A 20,558-nucleotide genomic window follows, 5' to 3' on the forward strand; every position below is an offset into this window, starting at 1 on the left:
CCCGGACCCGGAGTTTGTTGTGGAGAATGGCAGGAGCGGATTGGACACCGCGGGCAGAGCGGTGCTGCCACCGACGCTAGGCTTAACGGATGCGCTATCCTCCCCCCTTTCATCCGCCTGTTCGCATGTTCGGAACACTCCTGGCCGCCGTCCTCGGGGGAGCCGTGTTGACCGCCTGCTCTCCGGCCGTGGACGTCACCGCGGCCAAGGACGCCGCCAATCCCCTGTGCGCGCCGATGATGGTGGCACTGCCGGACGTCATCGGGGATTCGAAACTGCGTAAGACCAACAGCCAGGCCACGGCCGCCTGGGGCGACCCATCGCTGGTCATCCTCCGCTGCGGCGTCAACGTGCCGGGGCCCACGACAGACCGCTGCGTCACCGTCAACGGCGTCGACTGGGTCATCAAGGAAGGCGACCCCGTGTGGACGTTGACCACCTACGGGCGGGAACCCGCCACGGAAATCCTGATGGACCCGGACAAGATCAGCTCCGCCACAGTACTCGCGGACCTGTCAGCAGCGGCGGAAAAGGTACCGTCGGCACGGAACTGCGTGGGCCAGGAAGACCTGCAGAACCTGCCCAAGAGTCAGTAGGCCAGTGGCCCACGCCGGCAGGGTCCCCTGGCCGAAGCGAAGCGAGGTTAGGGAGCCGGCGGGTGGGCCCACGCCGGCAGGGTCCCCTGGACGAAGCGAAGCGAGGTTAGGGAGCCGGCGGGTGGGCCCACGCCGGCAGGGTCCCCTGGACGAAGCGAAGCGAGGTTAGGGAGCCGGCGGGTGGGCCCACGCCGGCAGGGTCCCCTGGACGAAGCGAAGCAAGGTTAGGGAGCCGGCGGGGACTAGCGGAGGCCGGTCCTGCGGTTCAGTGCCAGGTGGATGAGCTCATCGATCAGGTCGGCATAGCCCAGTCCGGATGCTGCCCACATTTGCGGGTACATGCTCTTGGGTGTGAAGCCGGGCATGGTGTTGATCTCGTTGATGATCAGTTCGCCCTCGGGCGTGTAGAAGAAGTCCACGCGGCTCAGGCCCTCGGCACCCACCGCGTCGAAGGCGGCGGCAGCGAGTTCACGGACCCGGGCGATGGCTTCTGCAGGGATGTCTGCCGGGCAGCTCAGGGAGGCGGCATCATCCTCGACATACTTGGCGTTGAAGTCGTAGAACTCGTGGGTTCCTCCGGCCACGGAGATTTCGCCCGGCATTGAAGTCCGCGGCGCATCGGTGCCCCTGCCTTCCAGGACTGCGCATTCGATTTCGCGGCCCACAATTCCGGCTTCGATCACCAGCTTCAGGTCATGCCGGCGCGCTTCTTCGATGGCGGCGTCCAGGTCCTCCAGGGAGTCAACCTTGGAGATGCCCATCGACGAGCCTGCACGGGCCGGCTTGACGAAGACGGGGAACCCCAGGCGGTCCACTTGCTTCCGGACAGCTTCGGGGTCCCTGCGCCACTGCCTGTCGGTGACGGCCACGTAGGGTCCCACGCGGAGCCCTGCGGCCTCGAAGACCACCTTCATGTAGTGCTTGTCCATGCCGACGGCGGATGCAAGCACTCCGGCGCCAACGTAGCGGGTGTCGGAAAGCTCAAGGAGGCCCTGGATGGTGCCGTCCTCACCGAAGGGTCCGTGCAGCAGCGGAAAGACGACGTCGACGGCGCCCAGTTCCTGGGGAACTTCATTGGGCGCCGCCACGATCAGCTGCTGCTCACCGCCGATCTCGGCCAGGGTGACTGTCTGCGGCGAGGGCACGACTTCAGGGAGCGATGATGCCGCGAGGGACCACTGTGCGGTGTCGGCCGGGGCGAGAACCCACTGGCCGGTCTTGGCGATCCCGATGGGGATCACCTCGTACTTGTCCTTGTTGATCGCGCCCAGCACGCCTGCTGCGGTGACGCAGCTGACGGCGTGCTCGCTGGAGCGGCCGCCGAAAAGCACTGCTACCCGCGGTTTCCTGGCGTTGGCCGTTTCAGCTGTGGTGGGTGTGTCGTGGGACATGGTCAGTAATCGCCTTCAGGTTTCAATTCCCGGGACAGCAGAACAGGCCCCAGTTGGTCAACGGACAGCTTGCCTGCCAGTACCGCGACGACGGCGGCAGTGATGGGCATTTCGACGCCGAGCTTGCCGGCGAGTTCATGGACGGCCTGGCCGGATTTGATGCCTTCGGCGGTCTGGGTCATCTTTCGGCCCACCTCCTCCAGGGTCAGGCCCTGGCCCAGCAGCCTCCCGGCGGTGTGGTTCCGGGACAGCGCGGACGAGCAGGTTGCCACGAGGTCGCCCAGCCCGGCGAGGCCGGCCATGGTCTTGGCTTCGCCGCCCAGTGCCAGGGCGAGGCGGGACGTTTCGGCGAGTCCGCGGGTAATCACCGATGCCTTGGTGTTGTCCCCCATCTGCTTGCCCTCACAGATGCCCACTGCCAGCGCGATCACGTTCTTGACGATGCCGCCGATTTCGACGCCGACCACATCGGACGTGGTGTAGGGCCGGAAGTAGGGAGCGGTGCAGGTCCTTGCGAGCCAGCCGGCAGTGGCGGAGTCCGTACACGCCACCACCGATGCCGTGGGTTCCTGCCGTGCGATTTCCATGGCGAGGTTGGGTCCGGAGACAACCGCAATGCGTTCCAGCGGCAGGTCCAGCTCCTGCCCAATGACCTCGCTCATCCGGGCATCCGTGCCCAGTTCCAGGCCCTTCATCAGGGAGACCACAACAGCTCCGGGTGCAATCATGTCCTTCCATTCCCGCAGCTGCGGGCGGAGGGACTGGGCCGGAACAGCCACAACCACGAGCTCGGCGCCTGCCAGGACCGCGCGGACGTCCGTGGAAGCAGTGATGCTTTCCGGCAGGACAATGTCCTTGAGGTAGTCGCTGTTGCGGTGGCTGCTGTTGATCTCCTCCACCACTTCAGCGCGCCTGCCCCACAGCCTGATGGCACGCGGCGCGCCGGTGGCAAGGGCAGCGTCGGCCAGGACCTTCGCAAAGGTCGTCCCCCACGATCCCGCTCCCAGGACGGCAACGGTACGGGCCGCCCCCGGCCTCGCGTCAGCGGTCACGGAGCTTCCGTTCCGGATCCCGGCTGCTGTCCGCGTTCAACGAACCGTCCATGCTTGGTTTGGTTATGCGCTGCAGGGTCCCAGCGTTGGGCGGGAGGCTGCTCACCGCGAAGGCCGGCAAGGAGACCGGTGATGGCGTCCATGATCACATTCGTCGCTTCGGCCAGCGTCGCCCGGTCCAGCGGCCGCCCGGCGAAGGCGCTGAGGTCCACCGGATCCCCCACGAGCACGCGCGAGGTCTTCCGGGGAAACACGTGGAACCGTTTGGCGTAACGAGGGAAGACCTCGTGCGCTCCCCAATGGGCCATCGGGACCACCGGGATACCACTCTCCAGCGCCATCCGGGCCGCGCCGGTGTGGCCCTTCATGGGCCACAGGTCCGGGTCCCGTGTCAGCGTTCCCTCAGGATAAATGATGATGGCGCCGCCTTCGTCCACGACTTCCTTGGCGACCTGCAGTGAACGGTTGGCGCCCGCCGTCGAACGTTCCACCGGAATCTGCTTGGTGTTGCGCAGCACCGAGCGAAGGACCGGGACCTTGAACAGGCTGCCCTTGGCCAGAAACCGCGGCATGCGCTGCTGGTTGTAGAGCATGTGCCCGATCACCAGCGGGTCGATCTCGGTGCAGTGGTTCGGCGCAGCGATAAAGCCGCCGGCCGGCAGCTTCTCCAGGCCTTCCCACTTCTTGTTCATCAGCAGATTCATCACCGGCCGGACGATCCCGGCGACGATGGCAAAAGTAACCCTGCTCTTGGCCGATTCCTTCACGGTCCCGCGCTACTTCGCAGTGGTGATGTCGAAATCGGCACCCAGGCCGGCGAGCTTTTCCGTGAACCGTTCGTAGCCCCGGTTGATGATGTCGATGCCGGTGACGCGCGAGGTTCCGGTGGCGGCCAGGGCGGCAATCAGGTGGCTGAATCCGCCGCGGAGGTCCGGAACGTCGATGTCGGTTCCCTTGAGCTGGGTGGGACCGGAAATCACGGCTGAGTGCAGGAAGTTGCGCTGGCCGAAGCGGCAGGGCACGCTGCCCAGGCACTCGCGGTGCACCTGGATGCTGGCGCCCATGCGGATGAGCGCGTCGGTGAAGCCGAAACGGTTTTCGTATACGGTCTCGTGGACGATGGATACGCCCTCGGCCTGGGTCAGCGCCACAACGAGTGGCTGCTGCCAGTCAGTCATGAAGCCGGGGTGGACATCGGTCTCCAGGACCAGGGGGTTCAGCTTTCCGCCCTTGTGGTAGAACCGGATGCCGTCCTCGCCGATGTCCATTCCACCGCCCACCTTGCGGTAGGTGTTCAGGAACGTCATCATGTCCCGCTGGGAGGCGCCTTCAACGAAGATGTCGCCGCGGGTCACCAGTGCGGCCGAAGCCCAGGACGCCGATTCGTTGCGGTCCGACAGCGCACGGTGGTTGTAGCCGCCGAGGTCGCGGACGCCCTCGATGCGGATGGTGCGGTCGGTCTGCACGCTGATGATGGCGCCCATCTTCTGCAGCACGGCGATGAGGTCGATGATTTCCGGTTCGGTGGCGGCACCCGAAAGCTCGGTGATGCCTTCGGCGCGGGTGGCGCTCAGCAGGACCTGCTCGGTGGCACCCACGGACGGGTACGGCAGCGAGATCTTGGCCCCGTGCAGGCCCTTGGGGGCCGAGATGTGGATCCCGCCGGGGCGCTTCTCCACGACGGCGCCGAACTGGCGCAGGACATCCAGGTGGTAGTCGATGGGACGGTCGCCGATCTTGCAGCCGCCCAGGTCCGGGATGAAGGCTTCACCGATCGCGTGGATCAAGGGCCCGCACAGCAGGATGGGAATCCGGGAGTCACCGGCATGGGCATCGATCGCGGTGCTCGGCGCCGTCTTTGCGGCCTTGGGATCGAGGGTGAGGTCACCGTTGACCGGGTCTTTCTCCACGGTCACGCCATGCAGCTGCAGCAGGGAGGTGACTACCTCCACGTCCTTGATTTCCGGCACGTTCCGCAACACCGAGGGTTCGTTGCCCAGCAACGCCGCCACCATGGCCTTGGGGACAAGATTCTTTGCCCCACGGACGCTGACGCGGCCTGTAAGCGGGACACCGCCGCGGATTGTCAGAACACTACTCATATACCGGTTTCCTCACGATCACTAGCCCCCAAAACCTTGCAAAGGCTCCAACCAAGCATAGGAGGTCGCGTTACCGAACCGAAATAAGGGGGCACCGGCGGCGGGGCGTGGCGGGAGCTGCGCGGGCCCGCCACGCCGCCGGGGCGGTGACGCAGGGTCAGGAAAGCTTTGCCGGCAGGGTCTTCGGCTTGAAGGCCGGCCGGGTGGCTTCGTAGGTGGTGATGTCGGCTTCGTGCTGGAGGGTCAGCCCGATGTCGTCCAGGCCTTCCAGGAGCCGCCACCGCGTGTAGTCGTCGATCTCGAACGGCGCGACGATGTTGCCACAGACCACGGTCTTGGACTCGAGATCCACCGTGACCTGGGTTCCCGGCGCGTTCTCAAGTTCCTTCCAGATGAGCTCAATGTCGTCCTGGGCCACCTGGGCGGCCAGGAGCCCCTGCTTGCCCGAGTTGCCGCGGAAGATGTCGGCGAAGCGGGAGGACAGCACAGCCTTGAAGCCGTAGTCCTTCAGGGCCCACACTGCGTGTTCCCGGGAGGAGCCGGTACCGAAATCGGGGCCGGCAACCAGGACCGACCCGGCGTTGAAGGGCTCCTGGTTGAGGATGAAGGAGGGGTCCTTGCGCCAGGCGGAGAACAGCGCGTCCTCGAAGCCGGTCCGGGTAATGCGCTTCAGGTAAACCGCGGGGATGATCTGGTCGGTGTCGACGTTGCTCTGGCGCAGCGGGACGCCGATGCCGGTGTGCTTGGTGAACTTTTCCATAGTGCTGTCCTAGGCTGCGTCGATGCGGATGGCGGCGGGTTCGGGAGCGGGGTCAAGGTCCGACGGCGAGCTGAGCGTGCCGCGCACTGCCGTGGCTGCTGCCACCACTGGTGAGACCAGGTGGGTGCGCCCGCCCTTGCCTTGGCGTCCTTCGAAGTTGCGGTTGGAGGTGGAAGCACAACGCTCCCCTACCTCCAGCTGGTCCGGGTTCATGCCCAGGCACATCGAGCAGCCCGCGAAACGCCATTCGGCCCCGAAGTCCTTGAAGACCTTGTCCAGGCCCTCGGCCTCGGCTTCCAGGCGGACGCGTGCGGAGCCCGGCACCACCAGCATCCGGATGTTGGGGTCCTTTTGGCGTCCGCGAATGATGTCCGCAGCGGCCCTCAGGTCTTCCATCCTGGAGTTGGTGCAGGAACCCAGGAAGACCGTGTCCACCCGGATGTCCTTCATGGGCGTGCCGGCTTCGAGTCCCATGTACTGCAGGGCGCGTTCCGCAGCTGCCTTGGCGTTCTCGTCGCCGAAGTCCTCGGGCGACGGAACGGTCTCGGACAGGGACACGCCCTGGCCGGGGTTGGTGCCCCAGGTGACAAATGGCTCCAGCGTGTTGGCGTCCAGGTCAACCTGGACGTCGAAGGTGGCGTCGTCGTCGGTACGCAGGGTGTTCCAGTACTCGACGGCGGCATCCCACTCCGCACCCTGGGGGGCATGCGGGCGACCCTTCATGAATTCGTAGGTGGTCTCGTCCGGGGCCACCATTCCGGCGCGGGCGCCGGCCTCGATGGACATGTTGCAGATGGTCATCCGGGCGTCCATGGACAGGGCACGGATGGCCGAGCCGCGGTACTCCAGGACGTAGCCCTGGCCGCCGCCGGTGCCGATCTTGGCAATCACGGCGAGGATGATGTCCTTGGCGGTCACGCCGGGGCGCAGTGTTCCCTCGACGTTGATGGCCATGGTCTTGAACGGCTTCAGCGACAGGGTCTGGGTGGCCATGACGTGCTCCACCTCAGAGGTTCCGATGCCCATGGCCAGGGCACCGAAGGCGCCATGGGTGGAGGTGTGCGAGTCGCCGCAGACCACCGTCATGCCGGGCTGGGTGAGGCCCAGCTGCGGGCCCACCACGTGGACGATGCCCTGTTCCGCATCGCCCAGGCTGTGCAGCCGGACGCCGAACTCCGCGCAGTTGTTGCGCAGGGTCTGGATCTGGGTGCGGCTGGTCAGGTCGGCGATTGGCTTGTCGATGTCCAGCGTGGGGGTGTTGTGGTCCTCGGTGGCAATGGTCAGGTCGGGCCGGCGCAGCTTGCGGCCGGCCAGTCGCAGGCCTTCGAAGGCCTGCGGTGAGGTGACCTCATGAACCAGGTGAAGGTCGATGTACAGAAGGTCTGGCTGGGCGTTGGCACCATCGCCGTCACCTTTGCGCACCACATGTGCGTCCCAGACTTTCTCGGCCAATGTCTTTGCCATGGCCATCTCCCTTCACTGCTGTTTGGCTGATTAGTCCAACTGAATCAGGACGGCTCCGCACTGCGCCAGCCGAAAGATTTGCATCTCAGATATTGAGACGGCAATATCATTACATGGACAATTCTAGTGGAGTCGGTGTCATTGATAAAGCGGCCCAGGTGCTTGATGCCCTGGAGGCCGGCCCCACCACGCTGGCGCAGCTGGTGGCCGCTACCGGCCTGGCCCGGCCCACTGTCCACCGCCTCGCCTTGGCCCTGGTCCACCACCGGCTGGTCAGCCGCGACATCCAGGGCCGGTTCGTGCTGGGCAGCAGGCTTGTTGAACTCGCCTCCGCCGCCGGCGAGGACCGCCTGATCGCCTCCGCGGGCCCTGTGCTGATGCAGCTGCGTGACGCCACCGGCGAAAGTGCCCAGATCTTCCGCAGGCAGGGTGACTGGCGCGTCTGTGTCGCATCCGCCGAGCGCCCCATCGGCCTGCGCGACACCATTCCCGTCGGCACCCAATTGTCCATGAAGGCCGGCTCCGCCGCGCAGGTCCTGCTCGCCTGGGAGGACCACGACCGGCTCCTTGAGGGCCTGCAGTCCGCCCGTTTCACGCCCACCGTCCTGGCAGGAGTACGACGCCGGGGCTGGGGACAGAGCCTGGGCGAGCGCGAGCCGGGGGTCGCCTCCGTTTCGGCACCGGTGCGGGGACCGTCCGGCAGGGTGATCGCCGCCGTCTCCATTTCCGGCCCCATCGAGCGGCTGACCCGCCAGCCGGGGCGCCTGCACGCGGAAGTGGTCTGCAATGCCGGGCGCATCCTCACCGAGGCCCTGCGCAAGAACAACGACTAGGGCAGGAACACCGGCCAGGCCGTTCCGGTCCCAACGGGCCCTCGGCCGTTAGGCTGTGCCCATGGGAAGCTATGCGGTGTTCCTCCGCGGCATCAACGTTGGCGGAATCAATATCAAAATGGCGGACCTGCGGGACGCCCTGAAGACCTGCGGCTTCACGGACACAAAGACCCTGCTGGCCAGTGGGAACGTGGTGCTCAGCAGCAACTTGGATGCCGCAGCCGTTAAACAGGAGTGCGAAAAGTGCCTCCGTGCCGCCTTCGGCTATGAAGCGTGGGTTGTGGTTTTGGAGGCTGCGCGGGTGGCCCAGCTTGTGAATGACTGCCCCTATCCGGAAGACGACAGGTCCACCCACACCTACATCACCTTATCCTCGGACACGTCGGTCCTCGATGAACTGGAGGCCGCTGGGTCGGCCCTTGAGAGCCAGGAGCAGCGGCGGCTGGGGCCGGAGGCGCTGGCCTGGCTGGCCCCCGCGGGCGGAACCCTGGACAGCCCTTTCAGCAAGATCAGCGCGAAAACCAAGTTCAAGGCTGCAACCACCACCCGCAACCTGCGCACCCTGATCAAGGTCAGCGATGCCGCAGCCGCCCTCGCCGCCGGCTAGGTAAACGCGAGAGCAGGCAACAGACCTACGACCGCCCTGCTTTCTGCAGCGCCTTGTTGAAGGCTGCCAGCCTGGCAATCTCCTCCTCCACGTGCGCCACCACCAGCTCCTCCGCCGCGGCTGCGACGGCACTGTTGAGCCGGCGTCGTGCCCTTGCTGACCGCGCCCGGGCAGCTCCGGCCGCGATGAAACGGCCGGTGATGGCCAGGAAGATCCCCAGCACCAGGCCGAAGACGATCATCAGGGTGGGTACCGGCCAGCCTTCCACGCGTGGCACCTCCGGCACCGGCAGCTGCAGGTAGGCCAGTCCGGCCAGGACACCAAGCCAGCCCAGGCCGCCCAGCACCGTCAGCAGCGCCAGCCACTGCACCACGTTGAACGCACCCCACCACCACGCCTTGCGGTTGGCCCCGAGATCTGTTCCCGCGATGGCCTGGTCCAGCGCATCGGGCAGCCGTTCCCGGCCGGCCCTGGCAGCTCCCCGGATCGCTGCCCGCCAGGGGCCCGGCGCTCCCTCGCTGGCTGTATCCGCAAAGTCCCTGACGGCAGCATCCGTCCGGGCCCGCTCCGGTGCGCCCGCGGGCGGCAGCGAGGTCCTGTTCAGGCCGGCAGGGAAATCCCTGCGGAGATTGAGCCGGCGCAGAGGGTCTGCACGGAACCTGGAAAGCCAGCGGGTCACCGGCCAGCCGGTGCGCCGGACTGACTCCAGCCGGTAGGACTGCCCCACGGCCCGCACCACGGCAGGCACGTTCGCTGCCACGGCCAGCTCCTCGGCGAGCCGGGCCCTGGCAGCGTTCCGGACGCCTGCCGCCTCACCGTCGCCGGCCGCGCCCCGCAGGTCCTCCGCAGCCTTGGTGATGTCCGCCTCCAGCCGCCGGGACTGGGCCTGCCGCTGGACAGCCACCTTGCGGATCGCCGCACGCACTTCCCCAATCCCGGCCCCCGTCACTGCCGATGACGAGAGGACGCGGACCTGCCCCAGTCCTTCACCTGCAAGGATTGCGTGCAGCGAGTCGAGCACCGGCCGGACGTCACGTTCGGGCAGCCGGTCCACCTGGTTCAGCACCACAAGGGTCACCGCCCCGTGCGAGGCATGCGGCGCCAGGAACCCGTTGTGGACGGCGGCATCGGCATATTTTTGCGGGTCCAGAACCCAGACGAGCACGTCCACCATGCCCACCATCCGCTGCACGATCTCACGGTTGGCGGCGTGGGTGGAGTCGAAGTCCGGAAGATCGAGCAGGATCAGCCCCGTCTGTTCATCGGCGAAACCGTCCACCGGTGCGGCGTGATGCCGGTTTCCCACCTCCAGCCAGTCGAGGAGGGCTTCACTGCCTGCCGCTCCCCAAACACCCGCCAGAGGTTCCGATGTCGTCGGACGCCGGGCGGCCGCCGTCGCAATCTCCGCGCCACTGACCGCGTTGAAGAGCGAGGACTTGCCGCTGCCGGTCGCCCCGAAAAACCCCACCACGGTGTGGTCGCCGGACAATGAACGGCGGGAACTTGCGCGTTCCAGGACCTCGGATGCTTCCTGCAGTGCCTGGTCCGGCAGGACCCCCTCCCCCAGCTCCCGGGCGTCCTGGAGCGCCTGGAGCCGGGCATCAAGCCGCGAGGAATCCCGCGCCCCGCTGTGGCGGCTCATGCGGCCTCCGCCAGCCGGGCGAGCTCCCCGGCCTGGGCAGCAAGATGTTGCGCCAGGGCGGGATTCCCCTCGGGCAGCCGCTGCAGGAATCGCCGTTGTTCATCCGCCAGCAGGTTCCGGCAGCGCACAGCCAGGTCCTCGCGGGCTTTATCGGCCATGCGTCGCACGGCGTCCTCGCCGAAGACCGCTTCCAGCAGCCGCTGGCCCACGACGGCGGTACCGCCCGCCACGCCGATCTCCAGTCCGGTCAGGCCGGCGGTCGTGGAGAACACCACGATCATCAGCGCCGCCCCGAGGCCGTTGATGCCAAACGACAGCCACCGTGCCTGGGTCCGCTTTCCCTGGCCTTCGGTCCGGATGAGCTCCATGAGGGCTTCCTGCCATGCCCTGATTTCCGCTGCGGCCCGTTCGGGGAACCCGGGCGCTGTCCCGGAGAGGTCGTCCGGACCCAGCAGCTGCCGGCCGGCAGGGTTTGACCGCCACCGCTGGTCGGTGTCCTCCGCCGCATTGGCCGCCTCGTCCACGATGACTGCCTGGAGGCCGGTTTCGATGGCGGCTTCAACGCGGACGGCAGGTGCCGATTCACCGCGGAAGAAGGCTCCCAGCCGGTCCCGGAACCGGCCCACATTCTGCTCAACTGCGCGGAAGAATTCGCCGGTGCCCACGAAATCCTGCCACCGGGCCAGCACTTCGCCCCGCAGGAGTGCTCCGTCGCGGGTGGCGTCAAGGATCCGGGTGGCCGCATCTTCATACGCTGCCACGGCGTCGGCCTCGAGCCGTATGGCGGCCAGCTCCTGCGCCCGGACGGCGCCGGCGATGTCCGGAATCCTGAGGGCCAGGGCGCGGACGGTCCCGTTCAGAGTACGGCGTGCCACCTCGGCCCGGCCGGCAGCATCGGCGGCCAGGGAACCGAGCCAGTCCCGGAGCTCGGCGACAGCCCGGGCCGGGAGCATGCCGTGCGGGTCCAGGACGGTCTCGGCGATGATGAACAGCCGGCTTCCGGCGAGGCCCTCCCGGTCGAGCAGGCCCCGGAGGTCCTGGCTCACCTCCTCCTCGGCGCCAGGGGGAACCCGGTCCAGCACCACCGCCACCGTGATGTCACGCGCGGCGGCGTCCAGGAGCAGCTTCCAGGGAACGGCATCCGCATACCGGTTGGCTGTGGTGACGAACACCCAGAGGTCCGCGGCGGCCAGCAGCTGCCCGGCGAGCAGGCGGTTCTGGTCTGAAATGGAGTCGACGTCAGGAGCGTCGAGGAGGGCTATTCCGGCCGGAACCGCCGGATCGGCCAGCAACACCAGCGAGGAGGCCTCCCGTGGCTCCGGCATGGCGCCGGCTGCCACGGGGCTGCCGGCGAGGGTGCCGCGGATCCGGGTCAGTCCAGGCAGGACCCGCTGGCCGTCGAACCACGTTCCCTCTGTGGGGTTGTGCAGCAGGATGGGCTGGCGGGTGGTGGGGCGGATGGCACCGGCACGCGTGACCGGGTGTCCCACGAGAGCGTTCACCAGGGTGGATTTGCCGGCGCCCGTGGAGCCTCCGACGACGGCGAGCAAGGGTGCGTCCAGGCTGCGGTACCGCGGGAGGATGTAGTCGTCCAACTGCCCCCTGGCGGCTGACGTGTCGCGGCGTGCCTGGTCTGCCCCCGGCAGGGCCAGCGGCAGCGCAACGTCGTCCAGGCTGCTGCGGATTTCTTCCAGCAGGGTTACCGCCGCCATCGCGTGCGGCACCGGCGGGGCGGGGCGGCCGTGCTCGTCTTGGGAGGTCACAGCAACATCATGCCAGTTCAAGGTTGCCCCGGGACTGCCACGGCGCGTCGGCCCAGCAGGACCCTCCCCCGCTGAAGGACAACTCCCCGCGGAACGATAAGGGGTTTTGTCCGTTCGACGGGGAAGGTCCAGGACCCTCCGGCTGCAAAAAACAAAAATGGCCCCGGGCTGTTGCCCGGGACCATTTTGATGGTGACCCCAGCGGGATTCGAACCCGCGTTACCGCCGTGAGAGGGCGGCGTACTAGGCCGCTATACGATGGGGCCGCGTACTTCCTGTCAGCGTCTCCGCTGCTCAAGCTCAGTGAGTATTTCACACACTTTGCCGTGGTTTCAAATCGGTGAACCGACCTGAAACCGCCTGTTTTGCGGCTCTAAAAGCCTTCAATCCAGAGCTGGGATACCAGGACTCGAACCTAGAATGACGGTACCAGAAACCGTAGTGTTGCCAATTACACCATATCCCAATGGCACTTTCGGGCCGGTTTTCAGGGGCTTTTCCCTGCTCCGTGCGCCTCAGCACGAGAAATTACTTTACCCGAGACTTTCGGCTCGCACAAATCGGGGTCAACGCGAGCGCTCCGGGCACCTTGGACTTCCTCCTCCAAACCCTTGCCCACACTTCCCTTGTCTGGTTACTCTCAAGTAAGTTACCCATCAGTAACAACCTCCCCTTCCGTTCCTCCGGACACCCACGAGGATTTGCCGAAGGCCAGACAACCACGGTTTACGCCACCGGGCAGCGTCGCCCGGCGGACAGTTAGGAAGTGTCAGCGTTGACGACCCGTACAGAAACCATCGCAACAGCCAAGCCCAAACCCCGGTCCCAGTCCCACTCCCAGTCCATTGCCATCGTGGCTCTGTCCCTGCTGCTGATTCTGTTCCTGGCCTTTTACACCTACCTCACGGGCCAGATCTCCCATGGCGCCGCCCAGCTGATGGACGGCGCGGAGCAAGCCGCGGCAGGGGCCAACCAGCTCAAAGACGGCTCGGGCCAGCTGGCTGCAGGAGCCGGCGCCGCGAACCAAGGCGCATCGCAGGTGAAGGAGGGGTCGATCAAGGTCAAGGACGGCAGCAGCGAATTGAATGCCGGGGCCGCTGCCCTGCAGTCGGGAGCCGGCAGGATCTTCTCGGGGGTCCGTGACCAGTTGGCGCCCGGCGTGGACAAGCTGCATGCCGGCACCACCAAGCTGCAGAATGACGTCCTGAACAAACTCGTCCCGGGCGTCTATCAAGTGGACGACGGCGCACGGAAGCTTCAGTCCGGCGCGGTGGCCCTTTCCGCGGCCCTGACCCCAACGGCTTCCGGGAACGCACCGAACAACCTTGCTGACGGCGCGGGCCAGCTGGCTGCAGGCACGGGTCAACTCGCTGGGGGTGCCGGGCAACTGGATGCAGGCGCCACTACCCTCAGCAACGGGACTGCAGCGTTGAAGGATGGCACCAGACAGCTTGCAGCCGGAGCAGGCCAGCTGAAGGGTTACCCGGGTGCGGGGAACGATCCCGCACGAGGTGACGGGCTCGCCGCGCTCAGCCAGGGACTGGACCAGCTCGAAGCGGCCGCGAACGGGCCCCAGAGCCTGGTGCCGCTTGCGGTGATCAGGGACCAGATCGCCAAATTGGCCGACGGCGGCCGGAGGGCCTATGCCGGCGCTGTCCAGCTTGACGCCGGTGCGGCAAAAGTGAACGACGGGGCCGTGGCCCTGAACGACGGTGCAGGGCAACTGAAGGCCGGGACCGCCAAGCTGAACACGGGAGCCGGCGAATTGAACAGCGGCGCCGGGCGGTTGACGGCAGGATTCGCCACGTTGGCGGAAAAGCTCAATGCGACGGATCCGCAGAACCCGGGTGTGGTGCTGGGTACTTCCATGCTGGCCGAGGGCACCGCGAAGATCCGGGTGGGAATGGACGGCGTGCCGGGCGACCCCGAGCGTCCCGGCCTGATTTACGCCGCCAACAACCTCCAGGACGGCACCACCAGGCTCAGCGCGGGAATCAACGGCAACGGAGATCCGGAAAACCCTGGCCTGCTGGCGGGCACGGAAGCCCTCTCCGACGGCACCGTCAGGCTCAGCAGTGGGACGGGGCAGCTGGAAACGGGCTCCGCCCGGCTCGCCGAAGGAACCGGCCAACTGGCTGATGGCAACGGCAAGCTTGACGACGGCTCGGGCAAAATCGCGGAGGGCGCGGGCAAGCTGGCGGACGGCAACGCAAGAATAGCTGCCGGCACCCAGGAGCTCCATACGAAGGTGGCGGCCGTGTCGCCGTCGTCGTGGCTGGACAACCCGGCGATCGCGCTGCTGCTGATCGCAATCCTGGTGGCCGGCGCGGTCGCGGCTTACCTGCTGCTGCGCCGGCGCGCCGTGGGGATGCGGGCCGCCTGACAGCAAAAAAGCAAAGCCGCCGGCACCGCAGCCTGCAACACAGGCGGCGGTCCCGGCGGTTATTGGAACAGTTGGTCCCGTTATTGCAGCAGTTCCTCCAGGGAAGCCACCATGCTGCCCTGGAAGCCCTCCACAACCTCACCCATGCGGTTGAGCCAAACGCCCACCAGCCCCGCCGCCGTCGAGCCCTCCGCATCCAGCAGCCGGTTATCACCCACGTAGAGCGTTTCACCGGGGGACGTGCCAAGGAGCCGGACGCCCTCGAGGTACATGGCCGGATCGGGCTTGGCCACGCCAAGGGTGTCGGTGCCCACCAGGTGCGTGACGCGCTCCAGCCCGGCGCCGTCGAGCTTGGCGCGCTGGTAGTCGTGGACGTTGTTGCTGACGGCCCCGTACGGCACGCCGGCATTGTCCAGGACGTCCAGGAGGGGCAGCACATCGGGGAACGGCTTCACGTACGCGGGCTGCTTTTCCGAGTAGGCCGTCAGCCACCGGTGCGATTCCTCGCCCTCGTCCAGTTCAACCCCGAAGTGCCCCAGCGCGGCCCGGCCACGGAGCAGGCGTTGTTCGTTGAACGTCAGCTCGCCGGCCAGGTAGCGGTCGTAGAAGTGGGTGGTTTCGTGGGTGAAGATGCGCCCGAACCGCTCCCAGCCGGCCTGGTCCAGGCCGGGCAGGAGGTGTTCGCTGACCTCGCGCAGCGCGGTGGTCATTGAATACTCGAGGTCCACCAGGGTGTCGTCAATGTCGAACAGGACGCCGCGGACACTTCCAAATGGTGTCTTGAGGATGCCGGCGCGCGCCGCTTCGCTGGGCGCTGTCATCAGCCGCGGAAGGCGCGGAGCCGGCGCAGGGACGACTCCTTGCCCAGGATCACCATGGATTCAAACAGCGGCGGCGAAACACGGCGGCCGGAGACAGCCGTGCGCACGGGGCCGAAGGCCAGCCGCGGTTTGATGCCCATGTCCTCAACCAGGGCCTGCTTGAGTGCAGCCTGGATGTTTTCCGGCGTCCACTCGGCCACCGGTTCCAGGGCGGCGATGGCGGCATCAAGGACCTCGGGAAGGTTGGCGGGCAGGCCCTTGCGTGCGTCGTCGGCAACGTCGATGGCGTCATCGGCCTTGAACAGGAACGCCAGCATGTCCGGGGCTTCGCCCAGGAGCGTGATGCGCTCCTGGATCAGGGGCGCGGCCTCGGTGAGGATCTCTTCCTCCCGGTCGGTCAGGATCTCCCCCACCAAGCCCGCTTCGCGCAGGTAGTGCGCCACGCGGTCGCGGAACACCTTGGGCTCGAGCATCCGGACGTGCGTGCCGTTGATGGCCTCGGCCTTCTTCAGGTCGAAGCGGGCGGGGTTGCCCAGGACGTCGTGGATGTCGAAGTGCTCCACGAGCTGCTCCACGGTAAAGATGTCCTCGTCCGCGCTGAGGGACCAGCCCAGCAGGGACAGGTAGTTCAGCAGCCCCTCCGGGATGAAGCCCCGCTCACGGTGCAGGAACAGGCTGGACTCGGGGTCGCGCTTGGAAAGCTTCTTGTTGCCCTGGCCCATGACGTAGGGCAGGTGGCCGAACTCCGGCATGTACTCGGCGACGCCGATGGCGTACAGCGCCCGGTACAGCGCGATCTGGCGCGGCGTGGAGCTGAGGAGGTCCTCACCGCGCAGCACGTGGGTGATGCCCATCAGCGCGTCGTCCACCGGGTTGACCAGCGTGTACAGGGGAGCGCCGTTGGCCCGCACCACAGCGAAGTCAGGGACGGAACCGGCCTTGAACGTGATGTCGCCGCGGACCAGGTCGGTAAACGTGATGTCCTCGTCCGGCATCCGGAGGCGGAGGACAGCCTGCCGGCCCTCGGCCCGGTACTGTGCCAGTTGCTCCTCCGTCAGGTGCCGGTCAAAGCCGTCGTAGCCAAGCTTCGGGTCCCGGCCGGCCGCACGGTGCCGTGCCTCGATCTCCTCCGGGGTGGAGAAGGACTCGTAGATGAACCCGCCGTCATGCAGCCGCTTGATGACGTCCTGGTAGATGTCGCCGCGCTGGGACTGCCGGTATGGCTCGTGCGGGCCGCCCACTTCCACGCCTTCGTCCCAGTCGATGCCCAGCCACTTCAGCGCGTCCAGCAACTGGTGGTAGCTTTCCTCACTGTCCCGCGCCGCATCCGTGTCCTCGATGCGGAAGACCAGCGTGCCCTTGGTGTGGCGCGCGTAAGCCCAGTTGAACAAGGCCGTCCGGATCAGTCCAACGTGCGGGGTGCCCGTGGGCGAGGGGCAGAAACGGACCCGGACGGGCGTCTCGGCGGTAACGGGGGGGATGGCTGCGGCAGGTGACGAAGAAGCGATAGTCATAGTGGCTTCAACTTTACCCGCCTGGCCGGGCCCAGCCCTCCGCCGGACGGACAGGCTTAACGGCGGACGATGGGGTTGGAAAGCCGGCCGATGCCCTCGATTTCCACCTCGAAGCGGTCGCCCTCCTTGACCAGGCCCACCCCGGCCGGCGTGCCGGTCATGATCACATCGCCGGGCAGCAGGGTAAACGCCTGCGACACCACCGAGACCAGTTCGCGCACGCCGCGGATCATCTGGCTGGTGCTGCCGTCCTGGCGCACCTCACCGTTGAGCCTGCCCTGGATCTGCAGGTCTTCGGTGTCCAGGTCGGTCTCGATCCAGGGCCCCAGCGGGGCGGAGGTGTCGAAGCCCTTGGCACGGGTCCACTGCAGGTCCGATTTCTGGACATCGCGGGCAGTGAGGTCGTTGCCGCAGGTGTAACCAAAGATGACGTCGTCCACGCGGTCTTCCGGCACGTCCTTGCAGATCCGGCCGATCACCACGCAGAGTTCAGCTTCGAAGGAAACCTCCTCGGAGAATTCCGGCAGCACGACGGGGTCGTTGGGGCCCACGACGGCGGTGTTGGGCTTCAGGAACAGCAGCGGCTGGGCGGGTACTTCGTTGCCGAGCTCATGGGCGTGCTCCACAAAGTTCCGGCCGACGCCGATCACCTTGCTCCGCGGGATGATGGGGGCCAGCAGCCGGACGTCCTCCAGCTTGTGGCGCACGGAGGTGCGCTCCACCCCGTTGAAGAAGGGGTCGCCATGGATGACAGTGATTTCCTCACTGCCCGGTTCACCTTCCACAACGCCGTACAGGGGATCAGAGTCAACGACAAACCTGGCAATACGCATGGCTCCTACCCTACCGTTTCGCCGGGGCCGGGCCTGTCCGCGGTGCCGCCCCCGCGCAGGTAGTGCAGCTGGGCGGCCACGGACAGCTCGGCGGCGCGCCGGACGGAAGGACCGACGTCGGAATAGACGGCGTCAGCCACCTCCCCCACGGCTGCATCCTGGCCCAGCCGGTCCAGTGCGGCGCGGATCTGGGCCAGCCGTTCCTCCCGGTGCATCCGGTAGTCCCGGGCGATGGCTTCAAGGGAAGGCAGGACCGGGCCGTGGGCCGGGAGGACGGTTGCCGGTCCCAGAGCCTCGAGGCGGTCCAGCGATGCGAGGTAGTCGCCCAGCGTGCCGTCCGGATAGTCCAGGACAGTGGTGCCCAGGCCCAGGACAGTATCGCCGGTCAGCACCGATCCGTGGTCCCCATCCGCCGCCAGGTGGAAACAGACGGAGTCGGAAGTATGGCCCGGCGTGGCCAGGACACCGATCTCCAGCCCCGCGGCCCGGATGACCTCGCCATGGACCAGCGGTTCTCCCCCGCCGTGGCAGTGGTTGGGATCGGCGGCACGGACCGGCGCACCCGTCAGCTCGTGCAGCCGGGCAGCACCCGCCGTATGGTCCGCGTGCCGGTGGGTCACCAGGATCAGTTCGACGACGCCGGCACCGGCCAGTGCATAGAGGTGCGTATCGTCCCGGGGGCCCGGGTCCACAATCACCAGGGACGAATGGCCGGGGTTTTGCAGGAGGTAAGTGTTGGTGCCCTCCAGGCTCATGGGGCCGGGGTTGGGAGCCAGGATGAACTGCGTGAGGGGGGAGCTGCGCTGCGGGCGGGGGCCGGATTCGAAGGTCACTGCCCCATCCTTGCATCCGAGGCCCTTCCTGCCCCAGCCCCTGCAGGATGCGCTCCATGGAATGGAACCGCGGAATAGAACGCCGGCGGCCGCGGGTTGGCACCTGTGACAACCCATCGCCCCAGGAAGCCGGATACCACCAATGAGCAACCGCAACCCTTGCAGACCTTCTCGCCCAGGCGGACGCTGACGGCCACGACCACTCGGCAACCGAAAAAGCCACCGGCCTCCTGCACATCCACAACCACGCGACGGGCGCCATCACCTGGTTTTCCACGTGGAAGAAGTTCCGCGAAACCGCCGACTGGCGGGAGGAAGTCGACGCTTTCGCCGAGGACCTGACCTCCGGTTCACAGGCCGTGGAGAAAGTGGCAGCCCGGTCCGCGGCCAGGGAGCTGGATTCACTCCTGGAACGGGCGGCCGAAGCAAGTGATGCGAATGTTTTTGTGCAGAAAAACCTGACCAGGCACCTTACGCGGACCTGGGCTTTGGCCGATGCCGTCGCACACGTCACAGGGAAGGATCTGCCCACGGGCGGCACAACGCCGTCCATCTTCGCCGGCTACCCCTACGACGTCTATGCCCAGGACGGCGCAGTTTTCGCCACCACGCTCTGGAACGACATCATCGACGCCCGCCGAAACCGGGCTTTGGCTGAGGAAGCGGCCCGCAAGGCGCTCAAGCCGGTGTCGCGCAAAGCCATGAAGAACGCCGCCCGGAAGGCGGCCCGCCGCTGACCAATTCGCCGTCGACTGGAACGCAGACGGCGCCTGCCGGACCTAAATCCGGCAGGCGCCGTCGTACGTTGGAAAAAGCCGGGCTATGCCAGGCGGGTCAGCCAGCCGTGGGTGTCCGGCTCAGCGCCGGTCTGGATGCCCAGGAGCCTTTCGCGGATGGCCATGGTGGCCTCCCCCGCCTTGGCGTCCTCGGAACCGATGAACTCGGTGGCATCCTTGAGCACGCCGATGGGGGTGATGACGGCCGCGGTGCCGCACGCGAAGACTTCGGCGATGTCGCCGGAGGCAACCCCGTCCCGCCATTCGTCCAGGGTGATCTTGCGTTCGGACACCTTGCGGCCCATGTCCTTGGCCACCTGGATCACGGACATCCGGGTGACGCCTTCCAGGATGGTGCCGGTGAGCGCGGGCGTCACCAGCGAGCCGTCCTTCATGACGAAGAACACGTTCATGCCGCCGAGTTCTTCCACGGCGTTGTCGTTGGCCTGGTCCAGGAACAGGACCTGCTTGCACCCGTTGGCCTCGGCCTCCTGCTGTGCGATCAGCGAGGCCGCGTAGTTTCCGCCGCACTTGGCGTCCCCGGTGCCGCCGCGCCCGGCGCGGGCGTACTGCCGCGAGATCCAGATGGAGACAGGCTTCAGCTCGCCGCCGAAGTAGTTGCCGGCAGGCGAGGCGATCACGCGGAAGGACACCTCACGGGCGGCGCGGACGCCAAGGAATGCCTCCGTTGCGATCATGAAGGGCCGCAGGTACAGGGCTTCGCCGTCGCCGGAGGGGACCCATTCCCTGTCCACGGCCACGAGTTCGCGGATGGCGCCAAGGAAGTACTCCGCCGGCAGTTCCGGAAGTGCCAGCCGGCGGGCGGACTTGTTCAGGCGCGCCGCGTTGGCCTCCGGCCGGAAGGTCCAGATGGAGCCGTCGGCGTGACGGTAGGCCTTAAGCCCCTCGAAAATCTCCTGGCCGTAGTGGAACACGGCGGCGGAGGGGTCCAGGACGATCGGACCGTAGGGTTCGATCCTGGGATCGTGCCAGCCGCCGTTGCCGTCCGCATCCACGCTGTAGTCGACGATGGCGGTGTGGTCGGTGAAGTAGTTGCCGAATCCCGGGTTTGCCAGGATGGCTGCACGCTCTTCGGCAGACTTCGGGTTGGCCGAAGGCTGCCGGGTGAATTCGACGCCATGGGCGGTCTGGGTCATGGTTCCTCCACGATCGGCCGCCCCTGGTTCA

General features: G+C 66.9%; 18 protein-coding genes and 2 tRNA genes. 5 read left to right on the forward strand and 15 right to left on the reverse strand.

The window, feature by feature from the left end; translation table 11 throughout:
• Positions 1 to 125: 125 nt before the first annotated feature.
• Positions 126 to 596, forward strand: coding sequence for a DUF3515 domain-containing protein (locus tag FBY33_RS17055; protein WP_235010602.1), 471 nt, complete (start codon positions 126 to 128; stop codon positions 594 to 596).
• A gap of 242 nt (positions 597 to 838) precedes the next feature.
• Here FBY33_RS17055 and FBY33_RS17060 read toward each other — a convergent pair whose 3' ends face one another.
• The 6 genes from FBY33_RS17060 to leuC all read right to left on the reverse strand — a co-directional run bounded on the left by FBY33_RS17060 (position 839) and on the right by leuC (position 7,365).
• Positions 839 to 1,987 carry a D-alanine--D-alanine ligase family protein gene (locus tag FBY33_RS17060; protein WP_142031556.1) on the reverse strand — a complete coding sequence of 383 codons (1,149 nt, stop codon included), beginning with the start codon at positions 1,985 to 1,987 and terminating at the stop codon, positions 839 to 841.
• Between the two features lie 2 nt (positions 1,988 to 1,989).
• Positions 1,990 to 3,039, reverse strand: a complete 1,050-nt coding sequence (locus FBY33_RS17065) for an NAD(P)H-dependent glycerol-3-phosphate dehydrogenase (protein ID WP_142031557.1) — start codon at positions 3,037 to 3,039, stop codon at positions 1,990 to 1,992.
• Positions 3,036 to 3,806 (reverse strand): lysophospholipid acyltransferase family protein, encoded by a 771-nt coding sequence (locus FBY33_RS17070; RefSeq protein ID WP_142031558.1) that lies wholly within the window; start codon positions 3,804 to 3,806, stop codon positions 3,036 to 3,038. Before FBY33_RS17070 ends, FBY33_RS17065 begins: the two co-directional genes overlap by 4 nt.
• Positions 3,807 to 3,815: 9 nt before the next feature.
• Positions 3,816 to 5,141: a UDP-N-acetylglucosamine 1-carboxyvinyltransferase gene (gene murA / locus FBY33_RS17075; RefSeq protein ID WP_142031559.1), complete on the reverse strand. Its 1,326-nt coding sequence runs from the start codon at positions 5,139 to 5,141 to the stop codon at positions 3,816 to 3,818.
• A 157-nt stretch (positions 5,142 to 5,298) separates the two neighbouring features.
• Positions 5,299 to 5,901, reverse strand: coding sequence for a 3-isopropylmalate dehydratase small subunit (gene leuD, locus FBY33_RS17080; protein ID WP_142031560.1), 603 nt, complete (start codon positions 5,899 to 5,901; stop codon positions 5,299 to 5,301).
• Between the two features lie 9 nt (positions 5,902 to 5,910).
• Entirely contained in the window at positions 5,911 to 7,365 is a 1,455-nt protein-coding gene (gene leuC, locus FBY33_RS17085; protein ID WP_142031561.1) for a 3-isopropylmalate dehydratase large subunit, read from the reverse strand.
• 113 nt (positions 7,366 to 7,478) lie between these two features.
• Here leuC and FBY33_RS17090 point away from each other — a divergent pair, with 113 nt between their 5' ends.
• Together FBY33_RS17090 and FBY33_RS17095 are read left to right on the forward strand one after the other, a co-directional pair.
• The gene (locus tag FBY33_RS17090; RefSeq protein ID WP_009356552.1) at positions 7,479 to 8,198 is read left to right on the forward strand and encodes an IclR family transcriptional regulator; all 720 of its coding nucleotides are present in this window, start codon (positions 7,479 to 7,481) and stop codon (positions 8,196 to 8,198) included.
• A 61-nt stretch (positions 8,199 to 8,259) separates the two neighbouring features.
• Positions 8,260 to 8,805, forward strand: a complete 546-nt coding sequence (locus tag FBY33_RS17095; RefSeq protein WP_142031562.1) for a DUF1697 domain-containing protein — start codon at positions 8,260 to 8,262, stop codon at positions 8,803 to 8,805.
• Between the two features lie 25 nt (positions 8,806 to 8,830).
• Here FBY33_RS17095 and FBY33_RS17100 read toward each other — a convergent pair whose 3' ends face one another.
• From FBY33_RS17100 to FBY33_RS17115, 4 genes are all read right to left on the reverse strand, one after another.
• A complete protein-coding gene (locus FBY33_RS17100) occupies positions 8,831 to 10,447 on the reverse strand; it encodes a GTPase (RefSeq protein WP_142031563.1) in 1,617 nt (538 codons plus the stop codon).
• A complete protein-coding gene (locus tag FBY33_RS17105; protein WP_442858337.1) occupies positions 10,444 to 12,210 on the reverse strand; it encodes a dynamin family protein in 1,767 nt (588 codons plus the stop codon). Before FBY33_RS17105 ends, FBY33_RS17100 begins: the two co-directional genes overlap by 4 nt.
• A 190-nt stretch (positions 12,211 to 12,400) precedes the next feature.
• Positions 12,401 to 12,476 (reverse strand) — tRNA-Glu (locus tag FBY33_RS17110).
• Positions 12,477 to 12,604: 128 nt separating this feature from the next.
• Positions 12,605 to 12,676 (reverse strand) — tRNA-Gln (locus FBY33_RS17115).
• Between the two features lie 300 nt (positions 12,677 to 12,976).
• On the opposite strand from FBY33_RS17115, the gene FBY33_RS17120 reads away from it, so the two are divergent.
• On the forward strand, positions 12,977 to 14,593 hold the full coding sequence (locus FBY33_RS17120) for a hypothetical protein (protein ID WP_235010603.1): 1,617 nt from the start codon (positions 12,977 to 12,979) through the stop codon (positions 14,591 to 14,593).
• An 80-nt stretch (positions 14,594 to 14,673) separates the two neighbouring features.
• On the opposite strand, the gene FBY33_RS17125 is transcribed toward FBY33_RS17120, so the two are convergent.
• From FBY33_RS17125 to FBY33_RS17140, 4 genes are read right to left on the reverse strand one after another with little or no spacing between them, the layout of a single operon-like run.
• On the reverse strand, positions 14,674 to 15,414 hold the full coding sequence (locus FBY33_RS17125; RefSeq protein ID WP_142031565.1) for an HAD family hydrolase: 741 nt from the start codon (positions 15,412 to 15,414) through the stop codon (positions 14,674 to 14,676).
• Positions 15,414 to 16,928: a glutamate--tRNA ligase gene (gltX, locus tag FBY33_RS17130; RefSeq protein WP_142031566.1), complete on the reverse strand. Its 1,515-nt coding sequence runs from the start codon at positions 16,926 to 16,928 to the stop codon at positions 15,414 to 15,416. Before gltX ends, FBY33_RS17125 begins: the two co-directional genes overlap by 1 nt.
• Positions 16,929 to 16,984: 56 nt before the next feature.
• Positions 16,985 to 17,761 carry a fumarylacetoacetate hydrolase family protein gene (locus FBY33_RS17135; protein ID WP_142031567.1) on the reverse strand — a complete coding sequence of 259 codons (777 nt, stop codon included), beginning with the start codon at positions 17,759 to 17,761 and terminating at the stop codon, positions 16,985 to 16,987.
• 5 nt (positions 17,762 to 17,766) lie between these two features.
• On the reverse strand, positions 17,767 to 18,594 hold the full coding sequence (locus FBY33_RS17140) for an MBL fold metallo-hydrolase (protein WP_235010604.1): 828 nt from the start codon (positions 18,592 to 18,594) through the stop codon (positions 17,767 to 17,769).
• Positions 18,595 to 18,962: 368 nt separating this feature from the next.
• On the opposite strand from FBY33_RS17140, the gene FBY33_RS20760 reads away from it, so the two are divergent.
• The gene (locus tag FBY33_RS20760) at positions 18,963 to 19,331 is read left to right on the forward strand and encodes a hypothetical protein (protein WP_235010605.1); all 369 of its coding nucleotides are present in this window, start codon (positions 18,963 to 18,965) and stop codon (positions 19,329 to 19,331) included.
• 83 nt (positions 19,332 to 19,414) lie between these two features.
• On the opposite strand, the gene FBY33_RS17150 is transcribed toward FBY33_RS20760, so the two are convergent.
• Positions 19,415 to 20,527 (reverse strand): branched-chain amino acid aminotransferase, encoded by a 1,113-nt coding sequence (locus FBY33_RS17150; RefSeq protein ID WP_142031569.1) that lies wholly within the window; start codon positions 20,525 to 20,527, stop codon positions 19,415 to 19,417.
• Between the last annotated feature and the right edge of the window lie 31 nt (positions 20,528 to 20,558).

Source organism: Arthrobacter sp. SLBN-112, from assembly GCF_006715225.1.
GTDB lineage: Bacteria > Actinomycetota > Actinomycetes > Actinomycetales > Micrococcaceae > Arthrobacter.